Below are 20,670 nucleotides of genomic sequence, written 5' to 3'. Positions count from 1 at the left end.
TGCTCAAGTCTAGCGGTTGAACTGCCAGGATTTTCCTAAGCGAAGAGTGAGCAAATGGATGGTCAGCAAATAGTAATAGCGCGTCGATTCAGTGTGCTGGTTTAGGTGGTGATTCAAAAACCACGCAAGGTGTTTTCTCTGCCAAGTCCATGGATTGTCGCGTTGCCAGCGCTCAGCGATCGCTGTTTGGATAGCCTTCGCCTGACGCAGATGGCGTTGGCGCGTGGTATGTGACCCGGTCAGGATGCCCGCCAGGAACAGCTCCATATCGAATGACTTGCTCATGCTCGGCCGCCTATGTAAGCCGACACCACGTCGATACGGCCGTGCCCGAGTTCATAGCTGATTTGGTCTCTGGCCGCCTGATCAAGGCGTCGGTCGAGCTGATAGCAACTGCCTCCGTTGATGGGCGCGAAATGATGGGTGATTTGCTCATAGCGCTCGCACGCATAGGCCGCCCGCAATTCGTGGAAGCCTTTGAGGCTGTACGGATGGAGGATGTCCCGTGCCGGGCGAGCGATTCCCCGTTGGAATTCAAGGTAGCGTTCATTCGGTGCAAGCAGGTTGCGGCTACCGTCGGGCGAGACCTGTTCGGCAAACCTCAGCGCGTCACGAACATGATCATCTACCGTAATCCAACGAGGTGCCGATGCACCTGAGCGGCCACCTTTAGTGCCATCCTGGATGTTGATCCTCCCGAGTTGCTCGGCTTCCCGTTGCAGTCGAGGAAGGTCGGCCAAAATGGCCTCGCGCAAGCGCATTCCGGCGGCTCGCGCCAAGTGCACGATGGCGGCAGCGCGTTGCATTTGGAGTTCGCAGAGTATGTCGACGATCCGTTTCACATGTTCGCGATCTTGGCCTTGCGGCACCGATTGACGAACACTGGTGCGCCGCATTCCCAAAGCCTTGCTCGGACTCACTACCGTCACATACTGATCAACGCGAAGCGCAGCCATGGTCCGGTTCACGCTGGACAATCGGTTTTGCGCGGTGGCGATGCCTATAGCACCTTGTTCAACTTGCTGACGCAGATGCTCGGCGTAGTCCAGCAAGGTCTGCCGATCAATCTGTCGTGCATCGTTGACGCCTGGCCCATCCTCCGAGCGACACCAGCGTACAAACGCCTGCCAGCGATCACTGTGCGCCTTGACCGTGCCGTAATGCCCGCCGCCAAACAAATCTTTCAATGCCTGTGGCCCGGCATAACTCAGTTGCCGACCATAGCCAAAATTGCGCCCATCTCGCCTGCCCACCAGTGCCATGATCAAACTCCTTCCGAAGGCATACGTTTGAAACTTTCCCCACATCATCCCGCCAAGAATGTTGAGTGTTATCAGGGATCAAGGCCCCTGCGACCTGTGAGGGTTGTCCACTAACGCGGGACTGACGGCTCTTTACGACCGGGAGCTTGGGCATCTCATGATCAGGCCTCCTGAGCACCGATACCGGTGGGCGGGTGGAGGCTGCATTGGCTGACGAGACCGCCGCCGCGAGATCCTGAGTCGGGTGAAGGCAGTGATGCGATGACCGGGGCATGCCTGACTGTCAGTCAGGTGCAGTTCCATTCCGTGGGCTGCGGCACCATCATCTGCATCGCTGTTGATGGTGACTTCGGTGTTTGTCACGCCGATTGTCACGAGGGGAAATGCCGCAATGCTTTGTACGAGGTGGGCTGCAGCAGTGGTAGCAGCGCCCGTCTCTTTCCGGGAGAAAGAGACGGGCGCAGGTTGGCGCAATGAAATGGCCAAGCGGATAGGTTGCTGCAGGGCAGCTATGAAAGAGGGAAGTTGCCGCAGTGGGCACACTGGTAAAAGTAGGCATCCATCACATCGCTGTGACCGTGCGAGCCGCCGGACGCTAATCGCACTTTGGGAGAACCACCACTGTGTGGCGTAGCCTTAAAGGTTCTGGCTACCTGGGTTGCTGTCAACGACAGCGCTTGCCCGATCTTTTCTACGCCTGTGGATAATTTGGGTCAAGACTCCAATTTTCGGGAGTTCTGCGGCTGTGGATGAAATTATCCAGCGGTGGAAATCTGTGGTTTTCCACAGACCGTTTGCGTGGGCTTTAGATTTTTTAAGTGAGGTCCATCCAAGCAGGGCGGCTTTGCAGCCCCGCTTGGATGGACCCGCGTGGAGGGGCGGACAACGGTGATCTCACAGGGTTACCCACGTCTGGATGCGCCACGGATATTTTGTAGGGAAGTGATCGTCACCTCCCGCCCCCAACCTATTGAGTGAAATATCCAACTGAGGCCATCACCGCTCGCAGTCGTTGCAGCATAATGCGCCCCAGTTAGATTCATCACCGAGCTGCACAGTGGTTCAGCAGCTTTCGAGCACTACAAGGACTTCAGAACATGTCGCAAGCCTCCAACAATCTGGCCGCTTTCATCTGGTCATTGGCCGATTTACTCCGTGGCGACTTCAAGCAAAGCCAATACGGCCGGATCATTCTGCCGTTCACCTTGCTGCGGCGCCTGGAGTGTGTGTTGGAGCCGACCAAAGCAGCGGTGCTGATTCAGCATGAAAAACTCCTGCAACTCAATCACTCCGAAGAAGCCCAAGAAAAACTGTTGCTAAGAGCTAGCGGTGGGCTTTCGTTTTTCAACACCTCAAAAATGGATCTCTCCAAACTCGGTGAAGCGGGCATCAAAGCCAACCTCGAATCCTATCTGCAGGGTTTCTCCAAGGACGCCCGCGAAATTTTCGAACACTTCAAATTTAGCGAGTTCATCGGTCAGCTAAACGATGCCAATCTGCTCTACAAGATCGTACTACGGATTCGAAAGACCGACCTAAGCCCCACAGCGGTCTCCAACCACGATATGGGTCTAGTGTTTGAAGAACTAATCCGTCGTTTTGCGGAAAGCTCGAATGAAACCGCCGGGGAGCACTTTACCCCACGCGATATCGTGCGCCTCACCACCTCCCTCGTATTTATGGAAGACGATGATGCGCTGACCAAGCCCGGCATCATCCGCACCATCTACGACCCTACGGCCGGGACGGGCGGTTTTCTCTCATCCGGCATGGAATACGTGCATGAGCTGAACCCCCAGGCGGTGATGCGAGCTTATGGTCAGGAGCTCAACCCTGAGAGTTATGCCATCTGCAAAGCTGACATGCTGATCAAAGGCCAGGATGTCAGCAACATCAAGCTCGGCAACACCTTGTCGAACGACCAGCTCTACGCCACTGAATTTGACTACATGCTGTCCAACCCACCCTTTGGCGTGGACTGGAAAAAGATCGAGCAAGAAATCAGCGACGAGCACACACAAAAGGGTTTCAGTGGCCGCTTTGGCGCAGGTTTGCCACGAGTAAGCGATGGCTCCTTGCTGTTCCTGCTGCACCTGCTCAGCAAGGTACGCGACGGCTCCCAGGGTGGTGGCCGGATTGGCATTATCCTGAATGGCTCGCCATTGTTTACCGGCGGTGCCGGCTCCGGCGAATCAGAAATCCGCCGCTACATCCTGGAAACCGATTTGCTCGAAGCCATAGTCGCGCTGCCCACCGACATGTTCTACAACACCGGCATCTCAACTTACATTTGGGTATTGTCCAACAAAAAAACCCAAGAGCGTAAGGGCAAGGTTCAACTGATCAATGGTGTGAACCTGTGCGGCAAAATGCGCAAATCCCTCGGTTCCAAGCGTAATGAAATGGACGAAAGCGATATTGCCACAGTGATACGCGCCTTCGGCAGCTTTGCCGCAGTCGATGCCTACGAACTCGACAAACAAGCCGCACAAAAAAGCAATCGCGGCCGCCAGGCAGCCAACCCCAAAGCCGAGGCAGCCAAGACCTTCGCCAGCAAGATTTTCAGCACCCACGAGTTCGGCTATCGGCGTATCAGCATTGAGCGCCCATTGCGGTTGTCTTGGCAGTTCAGTGACGAACGCGTGGCAACCTGCCGTTTCGCCCCCGGCGCCCTTAATAGCGCCATGCAGTGGCTCTATCAGGAATACAGTGCCATAGAGGGTGAGAGCTGGAGCGATGGCGACAACTGCAAGCTCTACGGTGATCTGAGTACCCATGAAGAGGCCGTCCGTCGTTACTGCAAGCTGCATTTTGCTGAGCTGAAAGAGAAGCACATTAAGGATCTGCTAAGCAGAACAACCTGGATGAACCAAAAGCGGCTGTTGCTCAAGACGCAACAGTTGCAGGCAAGCATCGGTGCTGCCCAGTATGACGACTTCAACACCTTTGAGGAGGCCGTCAAAGCTGCCTGCAAGGAACAGGGCATTGCCTTGGACGCCAAAGACAAAAAGCAGATCATCGATGCCGTGAGCTGGAAGAACCCAGCCGCCGCCAAGGTCATCAAGAAGGTTCACAAAACCAAAGCCAATCCACTGTATGGATTTTTTGGCGTTGACGGAGAAGTACTGGAGTATCAAGCCGACAGTGAGCTGCGCGACAACGAAAACGTCGCGCTCGATCCGAGTCAGAGCGTTAATGCCAGCAATGAGGCTTACTTCCTAAAAGAAATTCAGCCACACGTGCCAGATGCTTGGATAGACGCCAGCAAAAAAGACGCTAAGGATCAGCAAGTTGGTATTGTCGGGTATGAAATCCCCTTTAATCGGCATTTTTATCAGTATCAGCCGCCGCGAGACTTGGTAGAAATCGATGTCGATCTGGATGCAGTATCCGCTGAGATTATGCAGTTACTACAAGAGGTGCATTCGTAATGGCCGGACGATATAAGCCATACTCTCAATATAAAGATTCTATGGTTGAGTGGCTAGGAAAAATCCCTAGCCATTGGAAACTGGTGCGCATTAAAGAATCGGCACACGTAATCAATGGCTACCCATTTGACTCAAAGCTATTTGAACCATCATCGGGCATCCCTCTTGTTAGAATTCGCGACATAAACTCATCGAAAACAGAAGTTGGGTATATCGGCAAGGTACCGCCAGAGTCGCTAATAACCGACAATGATATATTAGTAGGAATGGACGGCGACTTTAATGTGGCAAAATGGAAAGGAGGAGAAGCCGCATTAAATCAGCGAGTCGCCTGCATTCGGGCACCCAACCATTCCTTACAAGATTTTATTTTTTACTCGCTTCCATTCAACATGAAAATAATTAATGACTTAACGTATTACACAACGGTTAAGCACTTATCGAGCACAGACATTCTTAAAACACGACTGGCGCTCCCTCCTGAAGACGAGCTTACCCACATAGTTAACTTCCTCGACCGCGAAACTGTTAAAATTGATAGTCTAATAGAGCATCAACAACAAATCATTCAACTACTAAAAGAAAAACGTCAAGCCGTAATCAGCCATGCTGTCACTAAAGGTTTGAACTGCAACACTAAGATGCGCGACTCGGGTGTTGAGTGGCTGGGGGACGTTCCGGAGGAGTGGACTGTTTGCCGCATCAAGCACGTTGCCAGGTTGGAAAGTGGACATACTCCAGATAAAAAAATTGAGGAGTATTGGGTCGATTGCGATATTCCGTGGGTATCGCTCAACGACTCATCTCAATTAAAAGAAGTCGACTACATCAGCGATACTGCATTTTATCTGAATGAAAAAGGTATAGCCAACTCTTCAGCCCGAAAGCTTCCCGAAAGATGCGTAGTTTTCACCAGAGATGCAAGCATCGGTTTGGCGGCAATCACGACAAGGGTTATGGCTGTATCGCAACATATTATTGCTTGGGTATGCAACGAGAAAAAAGTCATTCCAGAATACTTATTGCTTATTTTTTACGCCATGAAAGATGAGCTCGATCGATACACCTTCGGTGCAACTTTGAAAACAATTGGCATGCCTGACGTAAACAAACTGATTGCTGCCTTCCCTGACATTGAAGAGCAGAAGCAGATCATTGATCATGTTTTTAAATCCAGGGAAAAACTTGATCTATTGATTGCGAAAGCTGAACAATCAATAAAAATCATTAAAGAACGCCGTACTGCCCTAATCTCAGCCGCCGTTACCGGCAAGATCGACGTGAGAGATTGGGTTACTCCGAAAAACAGTCAAACCAACAAGGAAGTAGCCGCATGAGTTCATTGGATGGAGGCAAGGCCAACGAGCTAATGTTTCAAAACGATATGCTCAAGCATTTGCTCAGTAACGGTTGGCAGCTGGGTAAGGCGGAGCACTACAACCGTGAACTCGCCCTGTATCCCGAAGACTTGCTCGGTTTTGTGCAAGACACCCAGCCTCAGCAGTGGCAAAAATTCTGCATCCTCTACCCAAACAACCCCAATCAGAGCTTTCTTGAGCGAGTCGCCACCCAGCTGAATAAAACCGACCCCAATGCCGCCAGCAAAGAAATGCGCACCTTCGGCACGCTGGGCGTGTTGCGCCATGAATTACGTGACCGTGGCACCCGTTTCAGCTTGTGTCAGTTTAAACCTGAGCACGATCTAAACCCCGACACCTTGGCTCGCTATGCTAAGAACCGCTGCCGTGTCGTGCCTGAGGTGATTTATTCACCTTGGGCAAGCCAAGAACATCTCGAACAAACCGGCAGCAAGGCCAAAGCCTGGCGGATTGACTTGGTGTTGTTTGTAAACGGCTTGCCGGTTGCCACGCTGGAGCTGAAATCCGAATTCAAGCAGGCCGTGCAGAAGGCCATTAAGCAATATAAAACCACGCGCTTGGCCATCGACCCAATAACCAAAAAGCCCGAACCGCTGCTGACCTTCAAGCGTGGTGCGTTGGTGCATTTTGCGGTGAGCCAATACGAGGTTTATATGGCCACGCGGCTGGAAGGCGCTGATACCTTCTTTCTGCCGTTTAACAAAGGCACAAAGGCAGGCGGTGCCGGGAACGATGTGCCGTCAGACATTAACCAGTACGCCACCGATTACCTGTGGAACGAGGTCTTACTCCCCAGCAACCTACTGTCGATCCTCGGGCACTTCGTGCACCTGCAAATTGAAGACAAAGAAGATTGGGAAGGCCGTAAATACAAGAAAGAAAGCCTGATTTTTCCGCGTTACCATCAGTGGGATGTGGTGAATAAACTGGTCACGGCGGCCCGCACCGAAGGCCCCGGTCATAAGTACCTGATCCAGCACAGCGCCGGTTCCGGCAAGTCCAACTCGATTGCCTGGGTAGCGCATCAGCTTTCGGCGCTTTATGACAACCAGGGTTGTAAGCAATTCAACTCAGTGATTGTGGTGACGGATCGCACCGTGCTGGATGATCAGCTGCAAGACACGATCAACCAGTTTGAACACGTCGATGGCGCGGTTGGCCGCATCAATAATCAGGAAGGCGACGGTTCCAAATCGGAAAAGCTCGCCGCAGCGCTGGAAAACTCGCAGCCGATTATTATCGTCACAATCCAGACCTTTCCCTATGTGCTGCGCGCCATCGAAAACAGCGTCAGCCTGAAAGAGCGCAGCTACGCGATCATTGCTGACGAAGCCCACTCCTCGCAAACCGGCTCTACCGCCCGCCAGCTAAAAGAAGTGCTGATGATTGAGGCCAAGGCTAATGGTGAGGACGAACTTAGCACCGAGGACATTCTCGATGCCGCCGTGGCTTCACGCCGCGTGTCGAAAAACCTCAGTTACTTTGCATTCACCGCTACGCCGAAAACCAAGACGCTGGAGCTGTTTGGCCGTTTGCCCAAGCCCACTGAGCAGCCCTCTAAAACCAATAAGCCCGCGGCCTACCACGTGTACAGCATGCGTCAGGCCATTGAAGAGGGTTTTATTCTCGATGTGCTGAAGAACTACACCAACTACAAAGTGGCCTACAACCTGGCGCAAAAAATCGACAAGGCTGATCAGGAGGTCGAAAGCAAGAAAGCCAAGGTCAAGCTCAACCAGTGGGTGCGCCTGCACGAATACAACATCGCGCAAAAGGTGCAGGTGATTGTTGAGCACTTTCGCAACAACGTGATGGGCCTGTTGGGCGGTCAAGCCAAAGCCATGGTGGTCACCAGCTCACGCAAAGAGGCCGTGCGATACAAGCTGTGTTTCGACAAATACATCGTCGATAAGGGCTACCAAAAAATCCATGCCATGGTGGCATTCTCCAGTGAGGTGGAGTTCACAGAGAAAGACCCAAATGCGGTCGCGTTACTCGGCAACAAATACACCGAGAACAACATGAACCCCAACCTCAAAGGCCGCGATATGCGCAAAGCCTTTGATAGCGATGATTATCAGGTGATGATCGTTGCCAACAAATTTCAGACCGGCTTTGACCAACCCAAGCTCTGCGCCATGTACGTGGACAAAAAACTCGGCGGCGTCGAGTGCGTGCAGACCCTGTCGCGCTTGAACCGTACGTATCCCGGCAAGGTGGACGTTGGCACGTTCATCCTGGACTTCTTCAACGAGCCGCAAGACATCCTCGATTCGTTCCAGCCGTACTTTCAGACGGCAGAGCTGGCAGATGTTTCCGATCCAGACTTGATCTTCGATTTGTTTGAGAAGCTCAACGCGGCAGGCATTTACAAGTCCAGCGAGGTTGAGCAGTTCTCCGCAGCCTTTTTCATCAAAAACAAAAGCAATGCGGCGATTGCCAACATTTGCAAGCCTGCGGTCGAACGCTGGACGAAACGCTACAAGTTGGCGGTTGATGCCTACGCACAATCGAAAGACATATTTGAGAGAATCAAAAAGACTCAGGATGCAGTGTTGATCGCCAACGCTGAAAACGACCTGAAGGAATGCAAGCAAGCCAAGGACGCCCTGGACATCTTCAAAAAGGATCTGGGCACCTTTGTGCGTTTCTATGAATTCATGTCGCAGATCGTCGATTACGATGATAAGCAGCTGGAAAAGCTCAGCCTATACGCACGCAATCTAAGCCCAATGCTGCGTGAAGCCGCTGTGGATGAGGATGATATTGACCTCACTGGTGTCGTGCTCAGCCACTACCGCGTTTCGAAAATACGCCAGCAAGATCTGAAGCTAAAAGAAGACTCGCCCGACTATAAGCTCGTGCCAGGTGAGGGGCTTGGATCAGCGGCTGCGAAGGACAAAAAGGAAGAGCTGCTTTCACAGATATTAGAACGGCTCAATGAGCTGTTTGTGACGGACCAACTGACTGAAAAAGACATGGTAAATTACGCCTATACCATCCGTGACAAGGTCAGTGAAAACCAGTTAGTTATGCAACAACTGGCAAACAATACTCCCGAACAGGCATTGCTTGGAAACTTCGCCAATGCGGTTGATGACGCGATTATGGACAGTGGCGATGCCCACCAGAACCAGATGATGCAACTGCTCTCTGACCCTGCTAAGGCCAGTAAATTTGCCAGAGTGGTTTTCGATTTACTTAAGCTGGCAGACCAATAATCGCATGTCCCACCGCAGGTGGGACTTTCTCCAGACTAAAAGAGATACTGACTGTAGGTGCTACTGAACAAGTAATTGGGCAGCAGGCTGCTGCCCAATTTATCAACTGCCAGGAACGCTCGCGACCTCAGTAGCTGCCACTTCATCGAAACGCGGAAATCGCTGCTTTAATCGCTCAATCGTCCACCGCCACTTCGGCGTAGTCGGACGGCAAACCGTATTCTGATTCCCAAACATCCCAATCTCTCGTACTGCCTGGCTCACCGGCACGCTTTGCAGCCATTGGATCGGAACAAAATAGTCGCAGCGCTCCGGATCGTCAGCAAATTCTGCATGATAGTTGGCGCGCGTTGCGACCTCTAGCACCGGCCGCTCCTCGCCGTCTTGCATCACTGTGAACTCGTTCGCAGGTGTGGACGTGCCAAGAACGCGTCCTACGCCGACATAGCCTTGCTGCGGAATGTTTACCCAGATCCGATCTCCCGGAGACAGGAGCTGCAGGGTCTTGCTGTACCACGCGCCTCCACCGCCGGAAATAAAACCGAACTCCACAGCATCGGCCCATGAGCGCGAGGCAGAATCGCCGAACGAACAGTAGAACTCGCCGTTCCAAGGCTCGCTATGCCCTTCGCTCGTCGACGCGGCGTTCACTTGAGTCTGAACAGGATCGAGTAACCAGGATCGACTCAGTAGCTGTTGATCGCCCACCTGGAAAATTTGAAAACAGAGCACGTTGATCGGAATATCTCGCTTGCTGAGGTACTCAACGATTCGCTCGCTGCTGACATCCAACTCTGTGGCGACGATGATCAGTTGGTGGCTTTTATTCAAATCATCGTCGTCTAGCACACGACCAAAGCGCGCTAAAAAATCTGCATACAAGCTGCTTCCGGGGCGGAACCGTTGGTAAATCGCCGCGATTTCGTTCTCACGGAGACTCTCGACCCACACGGCGTAATCGAGGGTCTGAGCAACGACTTCACGGGGCGTGCGGTCTCGTTTGAGCTCAATTAGTACCAGATTTCCATCAGGAGCAATGGCCAATAGATCAATGCGCCCCCCCATACCAGTGCTTTCTTGCCTACCTATCAGCATCCACTCATCCGAGAGAATGCTTGGGGAGCTGATGATCATTTCTTCCAGTAGCTGCTCACTGGCCAATCGGCTTTGGCGAAGCTTATTGGGTGTAAGGCCGACGGTCCAGACGTCCGTTTTGATAGGCAAGCTGTGAGTCCTTGATGAAATTTTTTATGATAAAACTGGATTTCGCCGTCGAAACTCCGACCACGCAACAATCGCTGGTAGATGCTGAATTAGTTAGCGAGCTACTGACCAAATCAACATTCCATACATGCGTGAAACTCGGGCACGAATACGAGGAACTAGGTTGCCTCAGCTTACTCGCTCAGAAGGCATAACCCGTGCAAGGTCGAGAATAGCCTTGGCAAAAGCCTCTCCCACACCATTTCGCGAGATTTGTACGACCTCATTCAGACCCGTGGTGCTAGACAACTTCAATTCATCGTAAAGACAAACAGGGAGTTCACGATTGTTTTTGAATCTACGATCAGGGCCACCCTTCTTGTTAACAAATTGCCACGTCCTGTCGACTACCGTGGCATCCCTGGGAAGCGAAGCACTTTCAATAAACCGCTTCGCATTGACCTGCAACTGCAGCTCTCGATAGCTAACCGCGCCCACACTTTTCTCGTCATAAATCAATACACGATCAGGGAAGAAATGCAGCGTTTGACGCCCAACAACCATGGAGATAGTTTCTATATTGGTTTTTACATAAGGTGGTGAAGACCGAGCAATAGTCGTTTTTTTCCGACGTACAAGATTGCTCGCACCAGCGTGATACTTACGATCATGAACGGCGCCTTCGGCCTCGATATGCCAGGCCGCATCTGCTGCCGAAACCTGCTGGCCACTGCTGTGCAGTGCTTCGTAAGCTTCTTCCATCTCGGCGTCAAAATCGTAAAACAGTACAACCGTCTTAGCCATCGTATCGCGTACTGCAGAGGCAATTGTTAGGACTGAACCGAGGATAAGCGCACCCCACATAGTCCCAATGGACCAACCATTACGCAGGCCAAGAAATACTACGAGGATTCCTAGGACACCAACCCATGGCCAAAGCCGCCATCTTGCCTGCTTCGCATTCATTTCATCGAGCAAATCACGTGAGGATGAATCCACGATTTGCGAAGCATCCGCGGACTCGATCTCGACTAAAGGGGCGTGAGTGCCCTCAGGTATTACCGTAGTTTCAACGTGAGGCAAAAAAGGCGGCTTATCGTTGGTCCTTGGTACGGTAGCCCGGTAGTACAGGCCTCCCCGCCCCATATGAACGTAATTGCCTCGAGGCCCGGTCCCGATGCGTAGGCCTTTCAATCCCACCGAAACGCCCACACCCTGCTGGGACAGATTGAAACGAAACAGCCCTACTCTGACGCTCTTACGAATATAGAATCCCATTAACATTCCTTGATACAGCTTGAACATCCACTGTTAGGCGCTGACTCACTGCTCGCCAATCACAAGCAATACATCGTCGATATACCGCCCTTCCGCACCATGGGTACCATTACGCAAATACCCAGGAATCATCTGCTGAAATTCGATACGGTCTGCAGGAAGAAACTCAAGCAATGCTTCCAACATCGCGGGCCTCAATAACCGCTGGTTAACAGGAACCTCTGGCAAATTCGGCCGGATCACATTCTCTTCAAGCCAGACCAACTTCTCTCGCAGGCTATAGTTACCCTCAAGGGTAATACGCTCAGCGTGCTCGCTCTGCTCATCTGCCACTTGCTGGATCGAAACCTCTTCAGATTCCGTACTCCCCCCCTCGACCTCTACAGCTGGCTCGGTTCGCAACCGCGCAAGCTCCTGAAGGATGGGTTCGATTTGCACACGGGCATTACGGAACCAGTCAACCGACCAAATGCGGCGAATATTCCAGCCCAATTGCTCCAACACGCTTTGACGCAGACGATCACGGTCACGCGCTGACTTGGCCGAATGATATGCCGCACCGTCGCATTCAATCCCCATCAGGTAGCGACCGGGCTGCCCTGGATCACGTACCGCCAGATCAATGAAGAAACCAGCAACACCAACCTGGGGCTCGCATTGATAGCCATGACGAGACAGCATCTCAATAACAGCCAACTCGAAATCACTGTCGGGAGCACGTTCAGACTCTTTGATGTGCGGCATGCGGCCGGACTCAGCGAAATGCAGAAAATCACGCAGTGCTTGCACGCCTCTGCTGGAAGTACCGGTCACCACTACATCAGTCGAGCTAAACGAGGAGAACACCTGCATGCGCTTCTTGGAGCGGGTATACAGCACGTTCAAACGTCGCCATCCACTGGCACCGTTAATCGGGCCAAAACGCTGAGGAACAGTACCGCCCACTTCCATAGGGCCGTAGGTGCCGGAGATGTAAATAACATCTCGCTCGTCACCCTGGACGTTTTCCAGGTTCTTGATGAACAGCGGCTCATCCTGACTTTGATTACGGTCCAATGCGACTTGTAGCTGTGGGCTTTGTTTGGCCAGTTGCTCAAGCATTCGCTCGATCTGATCAGCCTGTTTGACGTTCATGGCCACCACACCTAGCGACTCATCGGGGCGGTGAATTACATGGTGCTCAATGGCCTTGGCGACAACCTCGGCCTCTTCAATGTTGCGTTGTTCGACAAACCGCCCGCGGGGCACTCTGACAAACTTGACACCGAACTCTGCGGACTCACGGTGCGGAGATGGGTACACCACCAGATTGCTTTCATAGAAGGCTTTGTTCGAGAAGGCAATCAGGCTCTCGTGACGGGAACGGTAGTGCCAACGCAGACGTCGCAGTTTGAACAGCGGCATGGCGGCTTCCAAAATGCTTTCCGAGTCCTCGGCCAATGAAACATCAGCTTCATCGGTATCCGAATCGCCACCATTGCGGGAAAAGAAGTTCGTCGGCGGCAGCTGTTTCGGGTCACCCACGACCACTAGCTGTTTACCCCGTGCGATGCTACCCAATGCTTCTTCCGGGCGCATTTGGGATGCTTCATCCATTACGACCAAATCGAACTCGACGTGCCCTGCCGGCAAGTATTGAGCGACAGCCATTGGCGACATCATGAAGCAGGGTTTGAGGCCTTGCAGCGCTTCGGCTGCACGGTTCATCAGGCTACGGATCGGGACATGCCGTGTCTTTTTCTCAGCCTCGCGCTGCAGCAAGGCCAATTGTGTAAAGTCTCTGACCGCACCATGACTATTTCCAACAGGAATTTTGTTCTGACTGATACGTGACGAAACTTGCTCACGTTGAAGATGCTTGAGCTGCTCATCGATATCAGCGAACCGAGCGCGAATGGCCTCCTGCTCTTTGCCCGAAAACTGCCCCAGCGCGGGATCAAGCTCAAGGATTTGCAAGGCCCAGCTGTCAAGAAGCCCGAGCAGACAGGCATCGATGCAGCGTTCAGAAACCAGGTTCTGCGTTTCGATTGCTTCGACGACAGTTTCGAACCCCAGCTCAACCAAGTGCGAACGCAAACGGCGGTACTCGAACCAATGGTCGAGCAGATCGGGGTTCTGAGCGGCCCAGGTCAGACGGCTGGCCATGGGCTCGAAATCTGCTTTCTCAATGGACTGCCACCACTGACCGGAAATAACCGCAGCACCTTGGAAAAACGCTTCCAAGGACTGCTCCCAGGCCTCTACAGCTAGAGCGAGTGCAGCACCTTGTTGATGCCAATGGAGAATCAGCGACTCGGCTTCTTTGGGCATGCACGCCGTCAACTGTGGAATAAGAATATCCCGAATCGGCAACGCCAAAATGGGCTGAACGAAGGCAACGGTATGCCGCCAGGTCGTCAAACGAGGTCGGGCCGCTGAAAGATTGTCTATTCGAGGAAGCTCTTCACCCAGCAAGCAGGTTTGTAGCACAGAGTCGCTTTGCAGTGCTGCCGAACGGGCTTGCCAGCTTTCCACCGACTGAATCAGCAGCAGTATTTGCCCCATCGTGGGCTTCTCTTCGCTGATTACGGGTAACAACGAGCGCAGCGCGGTTCCGATGTCGTTGATAAGGCGAGCATACAGACCCTCTGGAGCGAGCAAATCTTCCGAACGCAAATCATGACTGTCAAAGGGCAACAGCTCTTCCAGGTCCAGTCGATGCTCCAGAACATCCAATAGGTAGGGCTCGAGCTCTGCGCTATCGCTCGAAATGCCGGCCAGTAGCGCCCCATCTGTCTTAAGCAGGTACTCCGCAACCCATACTTTTGCACCGAATCCACGTCCGCATTCTGTACGCAGGAACTTGTACCAACCCCGCAAGCGCTTGAGTGCGTCGATCGGAGTATCAAGCCCTTGGAAGTGTTCACCCAGCTTCTCGGTGAGCACTTTGCTTTCACTCAGTTCACTGTGTCTTTTCAGATAAGCTATGACATCTGGCAAGACCGCCAGAAGCTGGTTCAGCTTGAGCCCTGGTCGCGCCATAGCCAAGATCTCGGCTTTAGCAGAGCGCCATTGTCCCTTGAACCAGCGAAAAAGTGATTTATCTGCCAAAACCCGATTCAAGTCTTCCAGTCGCGTATGACTAGGCAATCGATCCAGAGTGAAATGGTTCGCAGCCTGCTCCTGCAACTGCCTGATGACCGGAATGTCGTTGTCCAACTCTACGAGCAAACTGTCCAAGGTCTCGTCTTCGAAGCGTTTATGGCGAAGAGATGCCAAATCCTCAGGCATCGCCGCGAGCATTTGCAGAAAGAGCACAACTTGCTCAATACCGATAAAATCGCTTCGTAAGCCTTGAACCGCAGCCCCTTCCGCTAACAGCCGAATTAGCACTTGAACACGTGGGGCCAGTTCCAGTAACTCCTCAGCCTCTTCGATCACATCCAGCAAGGCGTTGAGGGATAGGGCCTCATCACCGTTATGCAGACGTATTGCCGCGCAGGCTTTTTTGATAGAGGCTATCGCTTGCCCAGAGCCAATAACATCCGCGCGCAACGATCGAGCTAGTACGCCTTGCTCGTCCAACAAGGAGTCCATACCTTGCAGCCACAATTTCAGTGCCTCACAGGACTCGATATCCAGTCGTCCCAACAGATCCCAGTCCTCATCACCTTTAGGTAATGCAAGTACCGGAATTGAAGCTGCTAAGCCTCGCAACTGATCTGGGCTGTAGGTTTCCAGAACAGATACCTGTAGCTGTTCTGCTAATTGAGGACGAAGAGCAGCGAGACGATTCAGCGCCTGCTGAGCCAGAGAGAGATGTTCTAGAAGTGCGGAGCGCTCAGCACCAGTCACGCGAGTTTTTGTGCTACCAAACCACGGGTGCGTTTCAAGTTTGCCAGTGTGACCAGCTTCCTCAGCCGTCTTGCGATAGATGTGTGCATAAAAGCCGGCCTGCTCCTGCAAATGCGTTTTATCGATTCGCGCCTCCGACTGCGGATGCAGATCGGCAGGTTTAATCGACAATGCCTCACGCAAACGGGTTGCCTGCATTAGCACCTCGTGAACACTCATCCCCGACTCTTCGAACTGGGCATGCAAGTGATGCACGTGCTTGTTGAGTTGCTGCTTCAATCGCTCATAGTTGGCAATCAGATCCGTCAGCTGCTTGGGCGAGCGAAAGCCACCGCTGTTCTGAATCCGCTGCCGGATGCTGTCGATAACAGCGCTCTTTTGACTCTTATGGCTATGCAACTCCAGACAAAAATCGCCCAAACCTGCTCTTGTCAGTCGAGTCTTGACCACCTCAAGCGCTGCGCGCTTCTCCGCAACGAACAACACTTTTTTGCCTTGGGCCAGCGCCGCAGCAATCATGTTGGTGATGGTCTGAGACTTACCGGTACCGGGCGGCCCCTCGATCACAAGGTCATCCCCGCGAATCACGTCTATCAATGCGCTGTGCTGAGAACTGTCAGCGTCATCTATTAGAGGAAACTGCAGGTGAACCTGATCAATGTCGTCGATTGAATGCTCGACACAAAATGCGCCTTGTTTTCCTGACGAATCGGCCGGCAAACCGTCCATTCCCGTAAGCCGTTTAACCAGACCATGATCCAGCAATGATTGGTCTTTCCAACGGCCTGGATCAAGGTCGAGATACATCATCAACTTGCCAAACTCGAACAAGCCAAGCGAGGCATAACGATGAACTTTCCAGTCAGGCTTGACCTTCAGCACCGTTTCAACAATGCGTTCGAAGTATTCCTCAGGAGTGCTGTCGTCGGTGATCCGCGGAAGTGCGATACCAAAATCAACACGAAGCTTTTCCCGCAATGACAGGTTGGTAAGAATGTCTTCTCCAGTAGGATGTACGCGGTATTCGAATGTCGCGGTTTGAGGATTGAGCTTACCTTTCTCCAGGTTTACTGGCACCAACATCAGCGGCGCCAGGCGGCTGCTGTCTTTACCTGCGACCGAGTCATCCCACTCCAGGAACCCGAGCGCAAGATAAAGAATGTTCGCGCCCGTTTCCTCGAGAGCCGATCGTGACTGGGTATACAAAATCTGTAGCCGCGACTCCATCTCCGCGGGGTAATAGAGCGTTTGAATCGCGTCGTCAGAATGCTTACCGGTTTGCCCGCTTGCAGGAGGCAGTGGTAGCTCATAGCCGGTCGCCATACCCAAGATCTGCGCCCAGACGTCTGCCGTAGGCTGTTTCTTTAACTCAACAACTGTGCCTGTCTTTTCGTCCAGCTTTAAAAAGCCATGGGTAAGAAGCTGCCTTTCCGTTGGTTCAGGCACAGCAGCAAACCGCATGGATTTTTCATCTGCCAAGGTATCGAACAGGTGATCCGGCAACTCATCAATAATCCGTACGAAACGTTTGGAGCGCGCATGTGAAAAGTTCAGCAGCCGATTGCGGGCGCTGAGGTCGAGAAGCCTGCTTCTCAGCTTCTCCAGGCTTTCCGGTATCTCGCTTGGGGGTGTATCAAGGTCATCCCAATCGGTAAGAGGCGCTGAATCAATGGACTTTGAACGCCCATTGGACTCGGCATCGAACCGATAAACCGACCCACCCCGGCCGCCGCCTTTATTGAGCAGTCCCTTGGTAATGAGCTCGTCGCGCAGGCTCCAGTACTCTTCCTCAGAGACGGCAAAATTCTGAAGCTCAGCTCGCCGATCGATCCGGTCCCTGAGTGACTTGTTGCCAACGGCCGTCCCGTCTGCGGGGACCAGTTCTAGTATCCATTGCAGAACAAGTTCATATCGTTGGATAGCCAATGATTCAGGGCCTGAGTTCACGTCGATCACCGCTAATTTTTCGGGGCAACTGCCTAATGATTTTTTCTGGGCATGGCAATGCCGATGCTCAGCTTCAGCTGGCCGCGATAACAAGAGAGGCTTTGTAGGGGCGCTGCCGATTTCTCGGTGCGCTCAAGATGCCATCCTTGGGAAACAGCGGTCTGCCTGAAGTTTGATGGATGTCACAATATCCAGCACTCGGAGCAAGGTAAAGGCAAAGCGCCTTCACGCCGCACAAATCCCCGTCTCCTCGACGATTGGTCAGTAAATCCCCCTACACTTATAGAAAAACTCGGTCTCGGGATGATTCTCATTTCCAAAACCTTGACCTTACGGCTCCGTCAGAGGCGGATTGCAAAACTCGAGTTAAGCACGAAAGCACGTCTCTCAATTCGACCTCCTCGACCGTTTTCTCGATGCTCGATCAAAGCTCAAATCGGGCAACAACCAAACAAAAAAAACCGACCAAAAAAGCCGGTCTTTACCAGAAAAAAATCAAAAGAAATCGTCAAAAAGTGGGGGAACAAATGGGGGAACAATAGGTTTTATTAAAACTATAATTTATTAATTTTCAATTACTTAACTACATAAAAAGCTAACCACAAGCCGGCTTTTTAATGCCTGCATTTTAAGAAGACCACCTTCGCGCAATTAGGCAGCACGCTGCTGCCCAATTCAGAATCACGGATAACTAAACGACTTCACCAACGTCAACTCCCCCACCGCCCGCATCGGCACCACAAACGTCTCCATCTTCTCGCTCGGCGTGCCCTCCTCGGTAATCACCGTCACCTGCGCCGTCGTCAGCGGCTGAACCGCATCCTCCTGTCCTTCCTCATCGCTGCTATACCCACCGCCAAAATAATTCACATACACCAAATACTGCCCCTTGATCGGTGCCGGCATGGCAAAGATCTCCGGGCCGTAGCCGGTGGTTACGTCGATATCGAGTGCCGCGCCGTTGGGTGCGACTCGGTCGCCGTACCAGATGTGGGCGCCATCCGGGGTGATGAGGTGCAAGTCGAGGTCTGTGCCGTCACTGTCCCACGACAACAACACCCGCAACTTGGCCGGCGTGGCACCACCACTGGCATTGAGAAACTGCGTGCGATGCCGCTGCTGCCCATCAGGGCTGCGCACTTCAACGCTGTTGCTGCCGTTCGGAAACGAGAACGGGCGATCGAAGCGGCCCGTCGGGTCGATTTTCAGCGGCATGCTCACGCCATTGACGATCAATCGGCCAGGCTCCGCAGACTTGGGCGTGGCTTTGATCTGGCCGCTGATGCGCGCGGTGTTGGCCTGGCCTACAGGGGTGTTCACCGATGAAGCGGGATAGTTAACGGCCTGGCGGAAGTTTTCGCCTTCGCCTTCAACCGCGCCTGTGCGCCAACCTCCGACGGGAGTGTCAAGGTTGACGGCGGCCGCGAAAATCGTCGGCAGTACGCCAAAAGAACAAAGGAACAGGAGGACCTGTGGATAACGGAGTTTCATGGCCTATTCCAGCAAGAGGTGGCGGGCGAGCCCTTCGATGTAGGTTTCATCCTGGCCGTTGGGGTGTGCTTCGAAGGCCAGGTGCAGGTATTCGTGAGTCAGGTCGAGGCGGTCTTGCAGCGACAGCACGCCGCGCACGTAAATGCGCTGGCGTTCGCGGTCGACATAGGGCCGGCCGAAGGCCAGGCGACAGACGGCGAAGGTGCTGACTTCGTTGTAGCCGACTTCGCTTTCGAGGCGCAGGCGCCAGCCGCGACGCTGCTTTTGCAGCCAGTCTTGCGCGGCGGGCAGCGCTTCGCAGGAGGCGACGGGGTTGTCCCAGCGGCTGAGACTGGCGCGTGGGTAGGCGTGCAGCAAAATGGCGTCGAAGCGTTGGCCGGCGTTGGCTTGTTCGACGGCGTGTGTCCAGGAGAGTTTGTCCGGGCCGGGTTGGTCGGAGTGATAGGTGACTGTGCTGCCAGCGAGCACCAGATCACTGGTCCAGGCGGCGATTTGGCGTGACTCGATGGTGGCCGGGCGCGGGGCGACGCGTTGACGGCTGCTGCTGTCGTCGATGCTCAGGCAGTCGCCGTGGCGCGTGGCGTTTTGCAGCAGGTAAGTGCGGATGGCGATGGCCAGGGCTTTGGCGGCTTCGGCGGGCTCGGGTTTGGCTTCGCGCTGGAGGACACGGGCGACGTATTCTTCACGATCCAGACGGGCGACGAGCTTGTCCTTGAGCAGAAACAGTTCGCCGTCGCTGTGAATATCGAGTTGGTTGCCGTTGCTGAATTCAACGCGATAGTCGCCCTGCAATGGCCCCGAATCAACAACACGATCACCCGCCAGAACGCGCCCGATCGGATAACGAGAAAATAGCCCGACTTCAACGCAGCGCCCCGCCTCCAGGGGCCAATCAACCGGCAACACCGACGACAACGCCTGACCGTAATGGCGCAGCACCATTTGACTGGTCCCGCGCCCACCGGCCCAGATCGGCGCGCCAGCAGCGGTCCAACCGGCAAACCCGCCCTGACGCGACGACGGGTCCTGATCGCCCAACCAGCTCCAGGTTTTCACCCGCAAGCGGCCCCCGAGTTCCCCCACGACATTGCCATCAGCGGCATTGAGCACCACGTCCAGCAACACTCGCCGCGCCTGATCCTGCGCCGGCATCACGGCCAGCACCTTGAGCAATTCAGCGACGGAAACTCGCGTGGAAGGCTTTAACGATGGCAAGTCCAGTAGCCACTCCGGTGCCTGTCGGTTTTGCCAATACTGGCGCCAATCAGCAGAAACAATGCCCAGACGCGCCGGCTCAAAGTACAAGCCGCAGGATTTGACCAACGCCTGATCGCGCTCAATTTTTCCGCCGGCCGTGCAGCAATAAACTTCGTCCTTCGACTGGCCGCGACACTCATAAGGCGATTCATGGGCGTCGGTATCCACCAGCCAACCATAAACGAACAACTTCCACAGACTGCCCAGCGGCGCCTGAAAATCAGCGGGCATGGGCTCGCGGGCGATCACCTGAGTCCGGCTCAGCGACAGCAATTCACCGTTAAAGCCCAGCCGCAATGGTTCGTCCTGCGCTGTCGCCAGCGCAGGGATCAAACACAGCAGTAACCAGACCAGAGGTCGGGTCATG

Annotated in this window: 10 protein-coding genes; 3 read left to right on the top strand and 7 right to left on the bottom strand. The window is 53.6% G+C overall.

Annotated elements, in window-relative coordinates; translation table 11 throughout:
- Positions 1–9: 9 nt before the first annotated feature.
- Together BMS17_RS15480 and BMS17_RS15475 are read right to left on the bottom strand one after the other, a co-directional pair.
- Positions 10–285 carry a hypothetical protein gene (locus tag BMS17_RS15480; RefSeq protein WP_047543325.1) on the bottom strand — a complete coding sequence of 92 codons (276 nt, stop codon included), beginning with the start codon at positions 283–285 and terminating at the stop codon, positions 10–12.
- On the bottom strand, positions 282–1,262 hold the full coding sequence (locus tag BMS17_RS15475) for an integrase domain-containing protein (protein ID WP_077431198.1): 981 nt from the start codon (positions 1,260–1,262) through the stop codon (positions 282–284). Before BMS17_RS15475 ends, BMS17_RS15480 begins: the two co-directional genes overlap by 4 nt.
- Positions 1,263–2,359: 1,097 nt before the next feature.
- Here BMS17_RS15475 and BMS17_RS15465 point away from each other — a divergent pair.
- The 3 genes from BMS17_RS15465 to BMS17_RS15455 are packed head-to-tail and all read left to right on the top strand — an operon-like array spanning position 2,360 to position 9,293.
- Positions 2,360–4,693, top strand: coding sequence for a class I SAM-dependent DNA methyltransferase (locus tag BMS17_RS15465; protein ID WP_047543319.1), 2,334 nt, complete (start codon positions 2,360–2,362; stop codon positions 4,691–4,693).
- Positions 4,693–6,030, top strand: coding sequence for a restriction endonuclease subunit S (locus BMS17_RS15460; protein WP_218191588.1), 1,338 nt, complete (start codon positions 4,693–4,695; stop codon positions 6,028–6,030). The genes BMS17_RS15465 and BMS17_RS15460 overlap by 1 nt, the downstream gene beginning before the upstream one ends.
- Complete coding sequence (locus BMS17_RS15455) at positions 6,027–9,293, top strand: type I restriction endonuclease subunit R (protein WP_077431197.1); 3,267 nt, start codon at positions 6,027–6,029, stop codon at positions 9,291–9,293. Before BMS17_RS15460 ends, BMS17_RS15455 begins: the two co-directional genes overlap by 4 nt.
- A 102-nt stretch (positions 9,294–9,395) precedes the next feature.
- Here BMS17_RS15455 and BMS17_RS15450 read toward each other — a convergent pair whose 3' ends face one another.
- The 5 genes from BMS17_RS15450 to BMS17_RS15430 all read right to left on the bottom strand — a co-directional run bounded on the left by BMS17_RS15450 (position 9,396) and on the right by BMS17_RS15430 (position 20,669).
- Positions 9,396–10,517: an endonuclease NucS domain-containing protein gene (locus BMS17_RS15450; protein ID WP_047543313.1), complete on the bottom strand. Its 1,122-nt coding sequence runs from the start codon at positions 10,515–10,517 to the stop codon at positions 9,396–9,398.
- Positions 10,518–10,685: 168 nt separating this feature from the next.
- A complete protein-coding gene (locus BMS17_RS15445; RefSeq protein WP_218191587.1) occupies positions 10,686–11,801 on the bottom strand; it encodes a DUF4236 domain-containing protein in 1,116 nt (371 codons plus the stop codon).
- A gap of 18 nt (positions 11,802–11,819) precedes the next feature.
- Positions 11,820–17,564, bottom strand: a complete 5,745-nt coding sequence (hhe, locus tag BMS17_RS15440; protein WP_256577186.1) for a DUF4011 domain-containing anti-phage protein Hhe — start codon at positions 17,562–17,564, stop codon at positions 11,820–11,822.
- Positions 17,565–18,236: 672 nt separating this feature from the next.
- On the bottom strand, positions 18,237–19,046 hold the full coding sequence (locus BMS17_RS15435) for a YfaP family protein (protein ID WP_077431195.1): 810 nt from the start codon (positions 19,044–19,046) through the stop codon (positions 18,237–18,239).
- Positions 19,047–19,049: 3 nt separating this feature from the next.
- On the bottom strand, positions 19,050–20,669 hold the full coding sequence (locus BMS17_RS15430) for a DUF2300 domain-containing protein (protein ID WP_077431194.1): 1,620 nt from the start codon (positions 20,667–20,669) through the stop codon (positions 19,050–19,052).
- Position 20,670 lies beyond the last annotated feature (1 nt).

The sequence above is a fragment of the Pseudomonas sp. C9 genome, assembly GCF_002000165.1.
In the GTDB taxonomy this organism is placed as follows: domain Bacteria; phylum Pseudomonadota; class Gammaproteobacteria; order Pseudomonadales; family Pseudomonadaceae; genus Aquipseudomonas.
Note: the sequence above shows the minus strand (reverse complement) of the source record. Positions and strands in the feature narration are given on the sequence as shown.

Excerpts from the sequence above, each read along its gene's own strand:
- BMS17_RS15480 (WP_047543325.1), bottom strand. The coding sequence starts at position 285 with ATGAGCAAGTCATTCGATATGGAGCTGTTCCTGGCGGGCATCCTGACC.
- BMS17_RS15475 (WP_077431198.1), bottom strand. The coding sequence starts at position 1,262 with ATGGCACTGGTGGGCAGGCGAGATGGGCGCAATTTTGGCTATGGTCGG.
- BMS17_RS15465 (WP_047543319.1), top strand. The coding sequence starts at position 2,360 with ATGTCGCAAGCCTCCAACAATCTGGCCGCTTTCATCTGGTCATTGGCC.
- BMS17_RS15460 (WP_218191588.1), top strand. The coding sequence starts at position 4,693 with ATGGCCGGACGATATAAGCCATACTCTCAATATAAAGATTCTATGGTT.
- BMS17_RS15455 (WP_077431197.1), top strand. The coding sequence starts at position 6,027 with ATGAGTTCATTGGATGGAGGCAAGGCCAACGAGCTAATGTTTCAAAAC.
- BMS17_RS15445 (WP_218191587.1), bottom strand. The coding sequence starts at position 11,801 with ATGTTCAAGCTGTATCAAGGAATGTTAATGGGATTCTATATTCGTAAG.
- BMS17_RS15435 (WP_077431195.1), bottom strand. The coding sequence starts at position 19,046 with ATGAAACTCCGTTATCCACAGGTCCTCCTGTTCCTTTGTTCTTTTGGC.
- BMS17_RS15430 (WP_077431194.1), bottom strand. The coding sequence starts at position 20,669 with ATGACCCGACCTCTGGTCTGGTTACTGCTGTGTTTGATCCCTGCGCTG.